15 protein-coding genes are annotated in these 16,727 nt (G+C 59.6%); 5 read left to right on the forward strand and 10 right to left on the reverse strand.

Translation table 11 applies throughout. The features are described from left to right. Positions 1–292 (forward strand): transposase (locus PH547_RS32605; RefSeq protein ID WP_285170387.1); only part of this gene is annotated, 292 nt, incomplete at its 5' end. A 183-nt stretch (positions 293–475) separates the two neighbouring features. Further along, positions 476–1,267, forward strand: coding sequence for a hypothetical protein (locus PH547_RS32610; protein WP_065091784.1), 792 nt, complete (start codon positions 476–478; stop codon positions 1,265–1,267). A gap of 613 nt (positions 1,268–1,880) precedes the next feature. Here the strand turns inward: PH547_RS32610 and ssuD are convergent. From ssuD to PH547_RS32635, 6 genes are all read right to left on the reverse strand, one after another. Further along, positions 1,881–3,050, reverse strand: a complete 1,170-nt coding sequence (gene ssuD / locus PH547_RS32615; RefSeq protein WP_004119972.1) for an FMNH2-dependent alkanesulfonate monooxygenase — start codon at positions 3,048–3,050, stop codon at positions 1,881–1,883. A gap of 213 nt (positions 3,051–3,263) precedes the next feature. Then, on the reverse strand, positions 3,264–3,713 hold the full coding sequence (locus PH547_RS32620; protein WP_135488289.1) for an FAD/NAD(P)-binding protein: 450 nt from the start codon (positions 3,711–3,713) through the stop codon (positions 3,264–3,266). 586 nt (positions 3,714–4,299) lie between these two features. Beyond that, entirely contained in the window at positions 4,300–4,443 is a 144-nt protein-coding gene (locus tag PH547_RS33910; RefSeq protein ID WP_157385366.1) for an FAD/NAD(P)-binding protein, read from the reverse strand. Positions 4,444–4,507: 64 nt separating this feature from the next. Further along, positions 4,508–5,770 carry an SfnB family sulfur acquisition oxidoreductase gene (locus PH547_RS32625; RefSeq protein WP_004119965.1) on the reverse strand — a complete coding sequence of 421 codons (1,263 nt, stop codon included), beginning with the start codon at positions 5,768–5,770 and terminating at the stop codon, positions 4,508–4,510. Between the two features lie 7 nt (positions 5,771–5,777). Continuing rightward, on the reverse strand, positions 5,778–7,046 hold the full coding sequence (locus PH547_RS32630; RefSeq protein ID WP_004119961.1) for an SfnB family sulfur acquisition oxidoreductase: 1,269 nt from the start codon (positions 7,044–7,046) through the stop codon (positions 5,778–5,780). A 27-nt stretch (positions 7,047–7,073) separates the two neighbouring features. Continuing rightward, positions 7,074–8,483: an LLM class flavin-dependent oxidoreductase gene (locus PH547_RS32635; protein WP_004119959.1), complete on the reverse strand. Its 1,410-nt coding sequence runs from the start codon at positions 8,481–8,483 to the stop codon at positions 7,074–7,076. A 384-nt stretch (positions 8,484–8,867) separates the two neighbouring features. On the opposite strand from PH547_RS32635, the gene PH547_RS32640 reads away from it, so the two are divergent. The 3 genes from PH547_RS32640 to PH547_RS32650 all read left to right on the forward strand — a co-directional run bounded on the left by PH547_RS32640 (position 8,868) and on the right by PH547_RS32650 (position 12,076). Then, positions 8,868–10,208, forward strand: a complete 1,341-nt coding sequence (locus PH547_RS32640) for an ABC transporter substrate-binding protein (protein WP_065091789.1) — start codon at positions 8,868–8,870, stop codon at positions 10,206–10,208. A 114-nt stretch (positions 10,209–10,322) separates the two neighbouring features. Further along, complete coding sequence (locus PH547_RS32645; protein ID WP_015341969.1) at positions 10,323–11,264, forward strand: carbohydrate ABC transporter permease; 942 nt, start codon at positions 10,323–10,325, stop codon at positions 11,262–11,264. Then, positions 11,261–12,076, forward strand: a complete 816-nt coding sequence (locus PH547_RS32650) for a carbohydrate ABC transporter permease (RefSeq protein ID WP_004119950.1) — start codon at positions 11,261–11,263, stop codon at positions 12,074–12,076. The genes PH547_RS32645 and PH547_RS32650 overlap by 4 nt, the downstream gene beginning before the upstream one ends. A 508-nt stretch (positions 12,077–12,584) precedes the next feature. Here PH547_RS32650 and PH547_RS32655 read toward each other — a convergent pair. The 4 genes from PH547_RS32655 to PH547_RS32670 all read right to left on the reverse strand — a co-directional run. Further along, positions 12,585–12,815: a response regulator transcription factor gene (locus tag PH547_RS32655; RefSeq protein ID WP_082960276.1), complete on the reverse strand. Its 231-nt coding sequence runs from the start codon at positions 12,813–12,815 to the stop codon at positions 12,585–12,587. 688 nt (positions 12,816–13,503) lie between these two features. Beyond that, positions 13,504–14,751 (reverse strand): SfnB family sulfur acquisition oxidoreductase, encoded by a 1,248-nt coding sequence (locus tag PH547_RS32660; RefSeq protein ID WP_004119945.1) that lies wholly within the window; start codon positions 14,749–14,751, stop codon positions 13,504–13,506. A gap of 32 nt (positions 14,752–14,783) precedes the next feature. After that, complete coding sequence (locus PH547_RS32665; RefSeq protein ID WP_004119942.1) at positions 14,784–15,578, reverse strand: ABC transporter ATP-binding protein; 795 nt, start codon at positions 15,576–15,578, stop codon at positions 14,784–14,786. 89 nt (positions 15,579–15,667) lie between these two features. Next, a partial coding sequence (locus tag PH547_RS32670; RefSeq protein WP_285170390.1) for an ABC transporter substrate-binding protein occupies positions 15,668–16,727 on the reverse strand: 1,060 nt, incomplete at its 5' end.

The raw sequence follows: 16,727 nt of genomic DNA on the forward strand, positions 1-16,727 counted from the left end.
CGGCGCGCTATACGACGCGTTTCCTGCCGCCGAAGCCCGTCGTGTGCTCAAGCGGCTTGAATTCCACCACACGCCGAAACACGCAAGTTGGCTGAATATGGTCGAGATCGAGATTGGCGTTTTGAAAAGCCAATGCCTCGACCGCAGGATCGACGACAAACACAGGATGATTGCAGAGATCAATGCTTGGCAGCAGCAGAGAAACGCGCAAAGGGCACAAATCCAATGGATGTTCACCACCGAAAAAGCCCGTGAAAAACTCCACAAGGCCTATCCAGTCAAAGAGTCATAATCTCTGCGGAGGGGTACTAGATGGTTAGTGAAGAAGCACGACCCGGTTGATCCGTCTCTGGCCGCGTCCGTCGAGGCCCTTTGCCGCGATGCACATAAGGATCACGACTGGAGGGCCGGCCGGGGTCCTCGCAGGCTCAGCAACCGAAAACTCGAGAACATCGAGCGGTGGCTGGAGTTGCCAATGCGCACCCCGCCATCCATTCCCCTCGAAGACGTCGATTGGGAAGTCGGTCCATGGCTGTCATCCTGGGAGATCTCGCTGCCGCCCGATCGGCCGCGTTATTTTCACCATGACAACTTATGCGGCAGAACCTGGCTGCTTTCGGGAGAGGAGCCATTAGGCGACATGGACGATGATGACGAGTTTCCAGCTTATGAAGAGCACGACAATACGGCGGAAATCGCCAAAAATCTGGTCGCCTGCTGGCCCAATCCGCCGAAAGAGATTGCGGCTACGGTCGGCGTTACCCTGCGACAACTCCAATGGTTTCTCTCGGAACGCTCCTCCCTGGACAGAACGGCCCGCTACGACCTTTCACGCCTGTTGGGCGTCGCGTATGACGAGCGGATGGGCGGCTACACTCCTTCGGGACCTTACGTCCTGATCGCCAGAAAAGCACAGGCGCTCGACGCGATCTATCAGGAGATTTCCGGCGGTGGTGATGCTTGTCCTTGTGAACTCGTTCCCGCGCAGGGAGAGGCAGATCCGAGCTGGCGATACGTCTTGATCAATGCATATGGAACGCCGCCGACCGTTGTCATGGCGCGCCGTGGCGAGGCAATCGCGGAGCGCCTTCCCGACCTGATCATGAACTACGAGGGCATTCGGCCGGTCTCCCCTACTTTTTACCGGGATGTGGTCACCACCTGCGCCCGCGCCTGCCAAACCCCTCAAGCGAATGTCCGGGAGATGACAGAATTCGCGAAACGGTATGAACGGCACTGGATTGATTGCGCGTGGCTACCGGATTGAATTTTCTGGTAGCACGTGAGCTCTGATGTTTGAGCGCGTTCGAACATACCAGCCTGGTTTCTTTGCACCCCTCCTTCCATAGGGAAAATGGAAGGTGCCGCTTTAACTCATCGTTTTCCGCGACCGTACAGCTCGATGTCAGCGACGGCGTCAGTCTTCCTTGCCTGGATGTTATCGCCATTTCCGTCAGCAAGGCGCTTTTGTGGCATACGGTCGAGGCCCGGTCTGGCAATCGAATCTACGACCTGGCCTGCCTTGGAGAAGAGGCAGCCCGGCTAGCGGCTGATCTCTACAGCTTCTTGAACCATCACCTCTTCGAATTGATCGGCTCAGACGTCGGTCATTTGAGCGAGGTGGACACGAGACTACAGTCTGTTGTCGAGGGTAGCCCGCAGGCAATATTTAGCGCAAGCAGACCTTTCCCATGCGATTTGGGGCGTTAGAGTCAATCACTCTTCTGAAACGGCCGTCTCCTCCTAAATAACGAGGTCTAATGAAAGATCCCAACGGGGCCCGTGGATCGACTTCTCCGCCCGCGTCGGTTTCTGGTTCGGCTCCCAGCGGCAGCCATTGTGCGCTCCTTCCAGACAGGAGGAGCTCGCCGGTAAATTCTTCAGGAGGCGGATGCGATCTTCACGTTTCCGCCATGTCCGCCTCCCCCAAAGACCCGGTGTTCGCCGAATGCGGAGCGGATCTGCCCATGAGGGCCGGGCAGGCCTATTTCGGGGAAGAGCAACTCGCAAACCCGGTAGGCTTCTTCCAGGTGCGGATAGCCGGAGGCGATGACGGTATCGATCCCGAGCTCCTGATATTCCCGGAGACGTTCCGCGATGGTCTTCGGAGATCCGACCAGTGCGGTCCCCGCACCCGTGCGGACGAGACCAATCCCCGCCCAGAGATTGGGAGAGACTTCGAGCTTTTCGCGGCGTCCCTGATGCAGGGCGACCATGCGCGCCTGGCCGACCGAATCCGAGCTCTTCGCGAACACTTCCTGCGCTGCGGCAATCGTTTCGTCGGAAAGCTTGGAAATCAGCCGGTCGGCCGCGGCCCAGGCCTCTTCATCGGTCTCGCGAACGATGAAGTGAAGACGGATGCCGAAGCTGACGTGCTTGCCCTTCGCCGCGGCGGCCTGGCGGACCTTGGCAATCTTCTCTGCCACTTGCGCCGGCGGTTCGCCCCAGGTCAGGTACTTGTCGGTGATACCGCCGGAAAACGCAATTGCAGCGTCGGACGATCCGCCGAAATAGAGCGGAGGGCGCGGTTCCTGTATAGGCGGCAGGCCAAGTCTCGCATCGATGGCCTTGATATACTTGCCGTCGAGGTTGGCCTTTCCGGTCTCGACCAGCGAGTTGAACACCTGGAAGAACTCGCCCGCATGATCGTAGCGTTCGTCATGCGGCAGGAAAATGCCGTCACCGGCGAGCTCCTGGGCACTGCCGCCGACCACGATGTTAATCAGCAGGCGGCCATTGGAAACGCGGTCGAGCGTCGCGGCAAGGCGCGCATAATAAGCCGGCGATGCCGTACCCGGCCGAATGGCCACCAGAAATTTCAGTCGCTCGGTATGGGCGGCGAGATCGGCGGCCAGAATGAAGGATTCTTCGCACGCCGCCCCCGTTGGGATAAGCACGCCGGAATATCCCAGCCGGTCGGCAGCCTTCGCGATTTCGCGGAAATAGGCGGGATCCGCCGGGCGGCTGAGATCGTCCGACCCCAGATACGCACCGTCACCGGACGAAGGGATGAACCAAAGAAAGTCGAGAGGCCTATCGATTACCGTCATTCCCATTCCTGTCAAAAGCGGCAGAACCGTTACAGATTTTCTCGATATTATTAAATTCTATAGTTTTCATAAGCAATTTTCTTCCAACTATCGTGCGGCTTTCGAAAAGATCGGTTCTCTTGCGGCGGTCTTAGTGACCGAAGTGATCAGTAAGTGTCTGTCTGATACGGTTCGCACCGAACACGGCGTGTTCGGTGACCTGGGGCAGACCCATCAGTTCACCAGAGGTTCCTCGGCCAAGGGGCCGGCAATGAGCACATTAGACACGGCTTCACTCCCTCGAGAGATCGAATGTGCTTTACCATTGCAGGCGATACCGAGCCACGTCGGGCAGGGCTGCAGGAGGCCGGCGACGCTAAGGTCGCGTAAAAAGTCCTGGCTCTCGAGAATAGCGCCATGCCCCGGCCCTGTTGTCACGACGATGGCCTCGACCATGATTTCCCGACTATCTCGCCTGTGCCGTTGTCGTAGGCTCACCTTGAAGCTGGAGCCGGTTCTCTCAACCGCCGCTACTGAAGCGGCGAGGATCTCAAGTTTGCCGCTGGAGAGCTCATCATTGATGACATCCTCCACCTGCGGCGGATGCGGAAGCGGTGGACGTCCCAGAACGGCCTGACATGGCGGGCGATCGGCCGGCGTTCGGCCATCGGCAAAGCGGCCCACACTTCTTGTCCCTGCAAGCGAACAGCATCGAGCACACAGTGCCAGGACAGTCCCTTGGCCTCAGCCTTCCTGTCCGCTGTGCGCACGTGCCGCAAGAGGCGGCTCGCCGTCATTGCGGGTTCCGTCACGAGATCGCCCAGCGCCTCCTGTCCGGCCGGCTGTGCCCGCGCGAACGAAGACCGCGCCGAGAGATGGATGATGTGGCCATAACGTCCGCGACGCTTCAGCGATGCCACGACGTCTGCCCGGTCCGTCCGTTCCCGATAATCAGCACATGGTCGGTCGCCGCGATGGGGCCAGCGCACCAGCGACCGTGACATCCATGACGAGTTTGCCGTCTCCGCGCAACGGCACGAGGACGTGGGCAAAGCCGGCGGCGGATGGCTGACGGCAAGGACCAGGAAATCGGCTCGAATCTCGGATCAGTCGGCAGCCTGCAAGCGATATTCCTGACCGTCTCGGCCAACTGTCTGGATTGTGGCTCGGCAGTGCACGATCCGACCCTCTGCGATCAAGGGGCGCAGTCGGGCAGCCACATAGTCACCGAAAACGGAACGCCAGGGATAAGGCAGGCCATCTCGACCGATCAGTCTTTCGTCGGCAACCTCGGTCGAACACTCTGCGAGCAGTTCAGGAAATCGTCGGGTCGCTCCGGAAAGAGTGTCATCTTACCTGCGGAGACGTTTATCCGGTGCGCAGGGTCGTTTGTACCATAGGCCAGACCCGTCACCGATATCAGAGCGCCAAGGCGATCTCATTCGGATCTCCACAGAATTCGATAGGTAATCTGAAAATCAGAGGGCGCCATGCCGCGGGGGCAGGATGCCATTCAGATAGAAGTTTCCGATATGGTGATATTTCCAGCGCACCGGATCATGCAGGGAATGCGTGCGGGCATTACGCCAAAAGCGGTCGAGCCCATAGCCTTCGAGCGTCGAGCGCGCACCACCGAACTCGATAAGCTTGGTGGCGGCAAGCTGTGCCACTTCCGTCCCGAGCGCCTTAACCTCCGCGACAGCAACGGATGCCTGCGCTACGCTCGCCGCCGTCGGTTCTGCGATGGCGCGGTCGATGATCCGCCCCGCCCTTTTGAGCAGCGCGTCGGCCGCATGCACTCTGATCGCGACGTCGCCGACGCCATGTATGGTGTGCGGATCCTCATAACCGTGCTCGATCGTCAGTTCAAAAAATGGCCGTGCATGGGCACGAACGTAGGAAATCGTCTCCGCGAGCGCCCCGCGCGCGATGCCGACTTGCACAGCAGCATGGATTATCTGCGCAAAAGGACCCATCGGCGTCGGCTGTTCGAAGCTTCCATCATGGTCAACGATCTGAAACGGCGCCACCTCGACGTCGTCGAAGGTGACGGTCCCGCTCCCTGTCGAACGCTGCCCGAAGGACGACCAGTCGTCGACGAAGCCGAGCCCCGGAGCAGCCCGGTCCATGAAGACCAAATGGACGCGGCCATTCGGTCCCTTCGCCACAGCGACGACGATATGGGCGAACAGTGAGCCGGTCGCGTAAAACTTCTGGCCGTTCAGATAGAGTTTTCCGTCGCGCTCGGCGAAATGCGTCTTAAAGTCGACCGGCGTCTTCGTGCCGATCTCTGTGAAGGCGTTGCCAAGACGGTCACCCTGCAGCACGCCCCGGAAATAGTGCTGCTTCTGCTCCTCGCTGCCGGTCAGTCGCAGCGCCTCTACCATGTAGAAATGATTTTGCGGGATCTGCCCGATTGAAGAGTCCGCAGCCGAGATGATGGCGGTGACCTCGGCCAGCGTCACCGCAGAGACGCCGGCGCCGCCATATTCCTTCGGGATGGTGATTGCCCAGAGACCGCTTTGCGAGAAGCGGTCGATCTCCGCAAGCGGAAGGCGTCGTTCGCGGTCGCGCTGAGCGGCACCGACCGCGAATTCAAGCGCAAGGTCCGTCGCGATCTGGATGGCCTCCGCATCATCGCGGATGACATGGGCCAGGCCCCCGCGCGCGGCTATGCGCGGCGCGGGACGGCCGGCGGTGAGCGCTGCATCCCGGTGCAGCTTGCGATCATTTGTGCTCATCTTGGGGTCAGTTCCAGGCGTGGCGCGGCGGGTGGACGCGGTTCAGATAATAATTGCCGACATGGTAGAACTTCCAGCGCACTGGATCATGCAGCGTATGGACGCGGGCATTGCGCCAGTGGCGGTCAAGTCCGTGCTCGGCGAGGGTCGAGCGGGTTCCTGCAAGTTCGAACAGCTTGTTCGTTGACAGGATCGCAATCTCCGTCGTCAGAACCTTGGACTCGCCTGTCTTGATCGTTGCTTCCGAGACCGTCTCCAGCGTCGGATTGGCGCGCGCCACATCGATGGCGTGCCCGGCGATCTCTAGCAGCGCTTCGGCCGCATGCAGCTTGATCTTCAGGTCGCCGATCTGGGCAATGGTGAAGAGGTCTTCGCCGGCGGTCGCCTTGCCGCTGTCGATCCAAGGCCGGCTATACTTGCTGACGAACTCGATCGTATCGTCGATCGTGCCCCGGGCGATGCCGACATCGATCGCCGACTGGATGATCTGCGAGACAGGGCCGCCGACTGTCGGATGGTCGAAAGAGGTGACCTTCAGCGCCCGAGCCTTAGGCACGCGCACGTTTTCGATCTTAACCGAACCCGACGCGGTGGTGCGCTGACCGAAGCTCGACCAGTTGTTGGTGACGGTGAGACCGGGGGCGTCGCGGTCGGCAAAGACGAGATAGCCCTGGCCAGTCTCGTCGACGCCGACGATCGGCACGATATGGGCAAGGAGCGCGCCAGTCGTGTAGAATTTCTCTCCGTTGACGACCACGTCGTCGCCATCATGAACGACCTTGGTCTCGAAATCGGCGACGGTCTTGCTCTTCAGTTCGGAGAAGGCGTTGCCGTAACGGATCCCTTCGAGCGCCCAGCCGAAGAACAGTTTCTTCTGCCCTTCCGTGCCGTCGAGATCGACGGTCGCGACGATCGCCAGATGGTTCTGAGTGATCTGCGCGATGGCCGGATCGGCCGCAGCGATGATGGCGATCACCTTTGCGAGCGTGGCATAGGAGACTTCCGGACCGCCATAAGCTTTCGGCACGTTGATGCTCCAGAGACCGCTTTGCGAATACGCGTCGAGCTCGGCGATCGGAAGCAGTCCCTCCCGGTCACGCAGCGCCGCCCCGACCTTGAAGCTCGCGGCCAGCTTCTCGGCTATCTGGATAGCCTCCTCTTCGCTCCTGATCACATGCGCCGGCTTGACCGGGCGCGGACGGGGCGACAATGGGTCTGTTGAATTGACGCGCGGATGGACGCTGTGATCAATCTTGGTCTCGGTGATGCTTCCCATAAGGAAAAACCTCGTCGGTTAAGGACCTCAGCTGGCATTGGCCAGCGTAATTGCCTGGTTGCGTTTGAAGGATTCGATGTCGCGGTAACGGTCGGCCGGATGGGCCTTGGGCAAATGGGGTCCCTCGCCGAACAGCTTCTCCCGCAGCGTTCCGGGGCGATAGCCGGTCGGATAGACCCCGCGCTTCTGTAGTTCCGGCACCAGATAGCCGACGATATCCTCAAAGGTCTCGGGAGTTACGGCATAGGCGAGGTTGAAGCCGTCAACGTCGGTCTCCTCAACCCAGGCCTGCAGCTCGTCGGCTATGGTGGAGGGCGATCCCACGACCACCGGTCCCATACCGCCGATACCGCCCCATTCGGCGAGCTCCCTGATCGTCCAGCGCTTATTCGGATCGCCTTCCGAAAGGCTCTCGATCGCCGAGTGGATGGCGTTGGTCTCGACCTTGCGCACGAGGTCGTCCGGTGCGTAGCGCGAAAAGTCGACGCCTGTCCAGCCGGACATGAAAACCAGCGAGCCATCATAGGAAACGTAATCGAGATAGTCGCGGAATTTGGCGCGCGCCTTCTCGTCGGTTTCGTCCACGATGACGGTCATCAGATTGTAGATGCGGAACTTCGACGCATCGCGCCCGACGGTCGCCGCCCGCAGCCGGACATCACGCACATAGTTCTTCAGAATGGTCCTGGTCTGTGCCGCAACGAAGACGCATTCTGCATGCTCCGCCGCGAATTGCTTGCCCGGCCCGGAAGCACCGGCCTGATAGAGCACCGGGGTACGCTGCGGCGACGGCTCGGTCAGGGCGTAGCCCGGCACTTCGAAGAAGCGGCCCTTATGGCCGATCTCGTGCACCTTCGACGGATCGGTAAAGATGCGTTTCTCGCGGTCGCGCAGTACGGCACCTTCTTCCCAGGAACCCTCAAGGAGCTTGTAGATGACCTCGAGATATTCGCTCGCCACTTCGTAGCGGTTATCATGCGCACGCAATCCGCCTTGTCCAATGTTCTTGGCACCGCTCTCCAGATAGGAGGTCACGATATTCCAGCCGACGCGCCCCTTTGTCAGGTGGTCGGCGGTGGCCAGACGCCGTGCGAAGGGATAGGGGTGCTCAAACGAGATCGAGGCGGTGATGCCGATGCCGAGATGTTCGGTGGCTAGCGCAATCGGGACCGCGAGTTGGATCGGATCATTAACCGGAATCTGCGCCGCCTGTTGGATGGCGTGGTAGTTGTTGCCCTTGTAGACGTCGTAGTAGCCGATCACGTCAGCGATGAAGATGCCATCGAAGACCCCCTTTTCGAGCGTCCTCGCAAGACCTTGCCAGTAGTCCAGATCCTTGTATTTCCAGGATCTGTCCCGGGGATGCGCCCAAAGCCCGGGCGACTGGTGACCCACGCAGTTCATGTCGAAGGCGTTGAAATGTATCTGCTTGGTCATTCCTCGATCCCATCCGAATTTCAGGCTTGGCCCCGAAGCATCCAGACACTGCACATATTTAACAGTTATTATATGTTTTTTATAGACTATTTCGTGCAATTTTTTTCTCGGAGTTTGATGGGCAGTGAATGGCTCTCGTCTCGGTTATCGCGCTGATCGGCCTTATTTGACAGCATCCGCTCGTGCGTCGCCACTTCGGCTCTAGCCGCTCGAAGCGTCGCGCCCGAAAAGAAATTCTATGTTTTTTGTGTACTTTAAATTCCTGTTGGTTAACGGCAGGAGTTATCTGGCGAATGATCCCCCAAAGGCCGACGCGGGTGCCACACGGAATACCGCTCCGTGGTCATTCCTGCGGCCCGCACCATCGCAACCGAGGATCAATTCATGTCCGACCCCATCATCGACCAAGCATATCGCCGCCGCACGGTCTTGAAGACCATGCTGGCATCAGGAGCGCTTCCTCTTCTCTCATCGGGCGTCTTGTCCTCCGCCCTGGCCGCAGGCAATCGGTTCGCCGGACACACCCTCAATCTCCTGATCATTCAGCCGCATGTCGTCACAGGCAAGAAGATCTCCGAGGATTTCGAGAAGCTTACGGGTGCGAGGGTCAACGTAACCGCCGTTCCCTACGACCAGGTCAGCGTCAAGGCGACCCTCGACTTTCAATCTGGAGCCGGTGAATTCGACGTCATCGACTATTTCTATACCTACAAGGGCCAGTTGGCCGAGGACGGCGTGATCGAGGACGTCACTGACTTGATCGAGAAAGACAAGGCGGAAATCCAACCCGACGACTTCATCCAGACGATCTATGACCAGTACACGCTGCATGAAGGCCGTCGCTATGGCCTGCCTTATGACGGCGACAGCCACCTTCTGTTCTACAACAAGGAACTCTTCGATCGTTATGGCCTCAAGCCAGCAACGACCTGGGACGAATACAATGAAAACGCCAAGATCATCACCGACGCGGAATCCAAGAACGGTATCTACGGTGCTGCAGTCCTGGGCGCGAAGATCCCGGTGATCATCCTGTCGACCTATGCCAACCGCCTCACCGGCTTTGGCGGCAACTTCCTGAAAGCAGACGGCACCTCGGCCCTCGACAGCGCCGAAGCCGTGGAGGCGCTGAAGTCGCTCCTCGCATCCGCACCGCATGCATTGCCGACGCCGCTCGAGACGCGCTTCGAGGAAGGTCTACCCGCCTTCCTCAGCGGTAAGGCCGCCCAGATCGACTTTTGGACTGACCTCGGCGGCTACGTCCAGGATCCCAAGGGCTCGAAGATCGTCGACAAGTGGGGCGTCACCCGCATTCCAGTCGGTGGCGCCAACAAGACACCGCGTCTTGCCTTCAACGCCGGTTTCGGCTTCGCAATCACCAGCGGGTCGAAGAACAAGGACGCCGCCTGGGAACTGATCAAGCTCGCGACCAGCAAGGGCTACCACGAACAACTGCTCACGCTGACCGGCTCCGGTATCGATCCCGACCGTCACTCCGGCCTTAACTCCGAAAAGTTCAAGGCCTTCCAGCCGCTCGTCCAGCCGCTGCTGGCAGACGGTGCACTTGAAAACAGCCTCGCCTGGCCCACGGCCGTTTATGCCCCGAAGCTGGAAAACGCGCTGACCGATGAACTCTCCCTCGCCCTTGCCGGGACCAAAAGTGCCGAACAGGCGATCGCCGATGCCCATAAGTCCTGGACGAACATCATCGAAGCCAATGGCTGATCATTGAGCCCCGGCCCACCTGCGGACGTCGTACACCAGTCCCAAAGGCGTGGCTCGCGGCCGAGGGGGCACGCCTTTCCAGAGAAGAACGACGAAGACCACAGGCACGATGACATGACTGCGATCGATTTCCCCCCCGCTCGAAGACGCGCCGCCTCAACGACGGCAGATCACGGTATTTCGGCACACCGGGTCATCGGTTGGCTGTGGATCTCTCCGATCTTGCTCGGGCTCGCCTCGACCCTGGTCTATCCCACACTCTTCCTGGTGGCCCTTGCGCTCAGCAAAAGCACGCTCGGGAAACCCTTCCGCAGCTTTGTCGGATTGCGACATGTGCGGGACGTCCTCCAGGATCCGCTGTTTGTGACCTCTCTGACCAAGAGCATCGCCTATGCTTTCATCACGGCGAGTACCCAGCTGGCTATCGGCTTTTTGATCGCCTTGCTCTTCAGCCAGCTCCTGAAGGCCGGACGGTTCCTGGTAAGCCTGATCCTGCTGCCGCTCATGACGCCGCCGGTGATGGTGGGAGTCGCATGGAAGTTGATCCTCGCGCCGGCCGGAGGGCTCCTGAACGGGGTGCTCCTGAACCTTGGCATTGTCGACGCGCCCGTAAGCTTCCTGGGCGATCCTGTCTTTGCCTGGTTCGCGATCGCGGTTGCCGATGTCTGGCAATGGACGCCCTTCGTCGTCATCCTTAGCTTCGCCGCCCTTTCGACCATTCCCGAAGGCGTCCACGAGGCATCGATCATTGATGGAGCATCACCTCTGCAACGCTTCTGGCACATCACGCTTCCGCTCGTGGCGGCGCCGCTCTCCTCAATCTATCTCCTGAAGCTCATTCTCTCCTTCAAGGTCTTCGACCTCGTCTATGTCCTGACGTTCGGCGGTCCGGGCTTTGCCACTACGACGACCGGCTTCTCCATCTATCGCCGCGCATTGGAACAGTTCGATGTCGCCCGCGCCGCCGCCGAGACCCTGATCTATAGTCTGGTAATTGGCGCAGTGCTCTGGCCCGTCATCCGCATTCACCAGCATCTCGAGAGGAAAGACGCATGAAGATCAACCGCTCCGACATTCTGCTCGTTGCCGCGACCGCGCCGATCTTCATCTTCTTCACTCTGCCGATCGCGTATCTCATCTCGGTTTCTTTCAAGACCAAAGACGACGTGCTGAGCGGGCACTTCCTGCCGACAAGCCCGACGCTCGACAATTGGCCGGCCGCCTTCGAGGCTGCCTGTCTTTCAGGATTCATAGCCAACTCCGTTGCCGTATCGCTGCTCGCCGGCGCCCTGACGTTGCTGCTCACCCTCCCCGCCGCCTACGCCGTGCTGCGACTCGGCATCGGTGGCAAGTGGCTCGGTGATCTCACTCTGTCGAGCTACATGGCGCCACCGATCGTGGCTCTGATTCCCCTGTTCTATCTTCTCAAGGCAACCGGGCTCCTCAACACGCATGCCGGACTTGTGATGCTCTACGGCTTTGCCAATATTCCCGTCGCCTTCTGGCTTCTCACGCCTTTTCTCCGGCGCATGCCGCTGGAGATTGAACAGGCGGCAGCAGTCGACGGAGCCGGCCCCTTCCGGATCCTTGTCCATATCGTCGTGCCGATCATTGTGCCAGGCATCGTGGCGACGCTGATCATTGTCTCGGTCCTCGCCTATAACGAGTTCCTCTTTGCCTCCGCCTTCACCTTTTCCGACGAGACGCGCACGCTTCCCGTCGGCATCTCGCTCTTCCAGGGGGATCGGCTGGTCAATTTCGGACAGATGGCGGCTGCTTCTCTCGCGGGCATCGCACCAGTCTATCTGGTGGCACTCTTCCTGCAGCGTTATCTCGTTGCAGGTCTTGCCCATGGCGGCCTCAAATGACGACTGGACACGGTGCAAGCACGAGAATTCCGAGGAGTGGGCGGGATTGTTCCTCCGAGCCGTCACCCTCGCTAGAGAAGCTCGGGCGCATCCATACCCGCCTCAGTCTTATGACAAAGGGAGTGAACTGCTTCGTCGCCAGATCCGAGGCGAGCATCTCGCATGCGTACCGGCGTGTTCTTTTCGCATACCTGAACCGCTTCCCGTGACAGTGATCCGCCCCCCGCGCAAGATCTCTTATTTAGCTTCGAACGAGTTCAGCAATATTGACCTCAAGCCCAACTTGATAGCCGCAAGATAGTTTCATAAGTCGGGGAGACCTGCCCATTTCTCGATTCGATAAGGCAGAAGTTAATATACCCGCCCCCCGCCGGAGGGGGTTTAAGGCGAGCTCCGCCTGCGTTCTGAGCTTCTGACCTGCTGGTGCGATGGGAAGATATTTCTCGTTCATCGACCCTCTACTCGAATTCCGGTTAGTCCTGCACTTCCCGATGCGAATTACAGATTCCTAATGCCATCCAATGATTCCGAGCTCAACAGCTTTCAATGCAGCAGCCATTCTGCTGCTGCAGTTTAGCTTTCGCATGGCATTCCTAAGATGAAAATTTGCCGTGTGCTCCGATATGCTCAATGTCTTCCCGATCGCCCACGATGATTTACCTTTCGCAGTCCATGCGAGGCATGCTTTTTCGCGGTTTGAGATGGCTGGATATTCCGTGTTCATGGCCGAGTTTTGCATCGTGCGGTTCCTAGGTGGAGTCTTGAGCCGGCGAGAGGTTCGGAAGGGACAATGCGCTTGTCACCGTGATCGATCCCAAAGCGAGACTCAAGAACCGTGCCAAATCGTCAACTGTGGCGCCAAATGCGCTAGAACCTCAGTGGCGGGGCCGGTAAGTGTCAATAAAAATCGGTTTCGATGGCGAGATGAGCAATCTCTGAACCGACTCACGACAGCGACTGTCGGTTGAACCGGCCGCCTGACCAAAGTACCCCCTTAAAAAGGAGAGCCTTTCGTGTCGAAGGGCCGGATGTCGCAGCGAAAGCGCTGGCGATCTCGCAACAGCCGGCGGCCGTCATCATTCATATCACCGCCGCCAAGCCTGACGGGGCAGCCGCCGGCAACTGTTTAGGCAAGCCGAGGTTGGCATGGAGCGTCTCTTCTCCGCCTTCGGTGCGGATACACGCCCCGCTCCTGCAAAAGCGGCACGACCTTTCCGACGAATTCGTCAAAGCCGCCAGGAGGTAAATGCGGCGCGAAGACGAATCCATGCGCGCCATCGGCTGCTCCGGCTTTTGATAATGCAGATCATATTGGCTTATTCGTCAACGCCTCCGACATATGTTTGGCAGAGGCCGCATTTGGTTCACTTTGCCACGAACCTTGAGGTCTCTCACGCCGTGACGGCGCAAGAGACTTTTGCGGATCGTCAACTCCACGCATGCAGCGGGGGATTTTCGCCATTCAGGAAATATCTTCCAAGAATGGCGTATTTCCAGCGCACGGGGTCATGGAGCGTATGGGTGCGCGCATTGCGCCAATGGCGATCGAGGTTGTGCTCGGCGAGTGTTGAGCGAGTGCCTGCGAGTTCGAACAGCTTGTTGGTCGCAGCAATCGCGATTTCGGTCGATAGGATCTTGGCCTCGGCCGTGACGATCTGCGCTTCGGCGACCGTCTCCGCATTGGGGTTCAGTACGGCGCGGTCGATTGCATAGCCGGCTTTTTCCAAAAGCGCTTGCGCGGCATGCAGGCGCAGCGTCAGGTCGCCGACGGCCTGGATTGTATAGGGATCCTCCCAGGCATGATCCTGGCCGCTATCCACCCATGCCCGGCTCTTGGTGCGCACGAAGGCGACCGTCTCGTCAATGGCGGCCTGTGCGATACCGGTGTCGACGGCAACCTGGATGATCTGGAAGATCGCACCATCTGCGCTCGGCACTTCATAGCCCTTGTATCCAGGCACGAGATGGGTCTTCGGCACCTTGACGTTGTCGAGCAGCACGGTGCCGGACAGCGTCGTGCGCTGCCCGAACGAGGACCAGTCATCGATGACGGTGAGCCCCCGCGCATCCCGCTCGGCAATCGCATACCAGGCCCGCCCTTCGTCATCGAGCGCGACGATCGGCACAAGATGCGCGAGCAGAGCGCCGGAGGAATAGAACTTGCGCCCGTTGACGACAACGTGGTCGCCGGCATCGCTGAAGCGCGTTTCGAAATCGACCGCCCGTTTGGAACCGAATTCCGAAAAAGCGTTGCCGAAACGGGTGCCTTTCAGCACCTCGGCAAACAGGAGTTTCTGCTGGGCGACATCCGATACAGTCCGGATGGCAGCGACGACCCCCAGATGGTTCTGGGCGATCTGACCGATCGATGAATCCGCCGCCGATATGATTTCGATGACCTTTGCAAGCGTGGCGTACGAAACCTCCGGGCCGCCGAAGGCCTTTGGCACATTGATCGACCATAGGCCGCTTTGCGAAAAGGCATCCAACTCGGCGACGGGCCAAATGCGTTCGCGATCGCGCTTGGCGGAGTCCTTCACGAATTCGGCCGCAAGCCGGCGGGCAACAGCGATTGCCTCGGCATCGTCCTTGATGACATGGGCGGGCTCAGCCGGACGAGGAACCGCCGGCACAGCCTTGACGGCATTTTCGGTATTGACCTGTGAGAGCGTCATGATGGATTCTCCTGGTTGACGATGGCGGCCGATCAGGCCTGTGGGAGGCTTGTTGTGGCGGGTATGGATGCCGGTGTGGATTTCTGACCGAGATAAAATGCCTTGACGTCGTCGCGTCCGCGCAACTCGGCCGCATCTCCCGAAAGCACTGCAGCGCCGTTTTCGAGGACTGTCGCGCGGTCGGCATAACGCAGGGCGATCGCCGAATTCTGTTCGGCAACGAGAATGGAAAGACCGCCTTCAACATTCAGCCGCCGCAACGTCCGGAAAATGTCCTGCACGACGATCGGCGCCAGCCCCATGGACGGTTCGTCGAGCACCAAAAGCTTTGGACGCGACATCAGCGCACGGCCGATCGCCGCCATTTGCTGTTCACCGCCCGAGGTAAGACCGGCCAGCGCGCGGCGCTTCTCCTTTAGTCGGGGAAAAATCGTGTATATTCTCTCCAGATCGGCGGCGATCTCGGAGCGCGAGCCGCTCCGTCCAAGGCCGCCGGAAACGAGATTTTCCTCGATGGTCAAATTGCGGAAGCAATGCCGGCCCTCAAGGACCTGCACGAGGCCGGCGCGCACCAATTCGGCCGGCGTTGCAGTGGTGACGTCGCGGCCCTCGTACAGGACGCCGCCGGCGGTAATCTCGCCGCGCTCGGCTGGAAGCAGGTTCGAAATCGCCTTGAGCGTCGTCGTCTTGCCGGCGCCATTGGCACCCAGCAGCGCCAGAATCTCGCCGCGGCGCAGTGTGAAGCTGACACCGTGAAGCGCCGTGATTGCTCCATTGTAGGTCGCTTTGATCCCGTCCACGCTCAGCAGAACGTCTTTTCCAGCCATGGTCCACCCAATCTCAGTGTGGTTTCGTATGCGAGCCGGGCACCGGCAGACAGCAGCAGGACCGCGCTGCCGATGCCCAGCCACCGGGCTCAGTTCGTCACGGCCTGTGCGTCTTCGGACGTGCGCAACTTGATGCCCTTTTCCTTGGCGTAGGCTTCCGAGGATTTCTCGATGATCGGCCGGAGCAGTGCCCAGTCCGGCGCAATCCAATCGGAGACGACGTTCCACTTCTTGCCGTCCCACTGCTGGAAGGTCACGTAGCCGTTGCCCTCGTGATTGTCCCAGGTGACGTTTATGGAATGGAACAGGCCCTTGGCGCCGAGCGCCTCGACGCGAGCCGGATCAAGCTGCAGGTGCTCGAAGCCCCAGCGGACCTCGTCGCCCGTCAGAGTCCGATGTCCGAACTTTTCCTGGGCAATACGGATCGCCTCGACGTTCAGGATACCGTTGACGATACCGAGATTATGATAGACGGAGCCGATGCGCTTCTTGTCTTCCAGATTGCCCTTGCCGTTGTCATAGAGCGTCTTCACGATCTCCTGGACGATCGGATATTCCGTGCCGGAGGCTTGGGTCGTGATGGCGGTATATCCCTTCGCGGCGTCGCCGGCCGGGATCACGTCCTCTTCCGAGTTCGACCAGACATTGCCGATGATATGGTCGGCAGGAAAGCCGGTCTTGGCCGCGGTTTTCAGGGCGACCGGGTTCATGACACCCCAGCCGCGCAGGACGACGTAATCCGGCTTGGCGCGGCGGATCGTCAGCCATTGCGCCTGTTGCTCATTGCCGGGATGCGGCACCTCGATCTGCTGCAGTTCGAAGCCATATTTCTGCGACAAGAGTTCATAGATCGGGATCGTTTCCTTGCCGTAGGGCGAGCCGTGATACAGCACGACGATCTTCTTGCCCTTCAGCTTGTCGAGACCGCCGAGCTTCGAGGCGATGTAGTTCACGATGCCCGAGGTCTCGCTATAGGGATTGAGCAGCAGCGGAAAGACATAGGGGAAAACGCGGCCATCAGTGGAATCCGTGCGACCATGGTTGATGGTGATCAACGGCACCTTGTCCTGCGTGATGCGGTCGATCATGGCATAGGCGATACCGACGGAAAGCGGGTTCCAGGCGGCAATATTCGGATTGCTCTTGAGA

The organism is Rhizobium cerradonense (assembly GCF_030182455.1).
In the GTDB taxonomy this organism is placed as follows: Bacteria; Pseudomonadota; Alphaproteobacteria; order Rhizobiales; family Rhizobiaceae; genus Rhizobium.

Bases quoted from the DNA above. Each gene is read 5' to 3' on its own strand.
- PH547_RS32610 (WP_065091784.1), top strand. From the start codon at position 476: ATGCGCACCCCGCCATCCATTCCCCTCGAAGACGTCGATTGGGAAGTC.
- ssuD (WP_004119972.1), bottom strand. From the start codon at position 3,050: ATGACGGTAATCGATAGGCCTCTCGACTTTCTTTGGTTCATCCCTTCG.
- PH547_RS32625 (WP_004119965.1), bottom strand. From the start codon at position 5,770: ATGAGCACAAATGATCGCAAGCTGCACCGGGATGCAGCGCTCACCGCC.
- PH547_RS32630 (WP_004119961.1), bottom strand. From the start codon at position 7,046: ATGGGAAGCATCACCGAGACCAAGATTGATCACAGCGTCCATCCGCGC.
- PH547_RS32635 (WP_004119959.1), bottom strand. From the start codon at position 8,483: ATGACCAAGCAGATACATTTCAACGCCTTCGACATGAACTGCGTGGGT.
- PH547_RS32640 (WP_065091789.1), top strand. From the start codon at position 8,868: ATGTCCGACCCCATCATCGACCAAGCATATCGCCGCCGCACGGTCTTG.
- PH547_RS32645 (WP_015341969.1), top strand. From the start codon at position 10,323: ATGACTGCGATCGATTTCCCCCCCGCTCGAAGACGCGCCGCCTCAACG.
- PH547_RS32650 (WP_004119950.1), top strand. From the start codon at position 11,261: ATGAAGATCAACCGCTCCGACATTCTGCTCGTTGCCGCGACCGCGCCG.
- PH547_RS32655 (WP_082960276.1), bottom strand. From the start codon at position 12,815: ATGCAAAACTCGGCCATGAACACGGAATATCCAGCCATCTCAAACCGC.
- PH547_RS32660 (WP_004119945.1), bottom strand. From the start codon at position 14,751: ATGACGCTCTCACAGGTCAATACCGAAAATGCCGTCAAGGCTGTGCCG.
- PH547_RS32665 (WP_004119942.1), bottom strand. From the start codon at position 15,578: ATGGCTGGAAAAGACGTTCTGCTGAGCGTGGACGGGATCAAAGCGACC.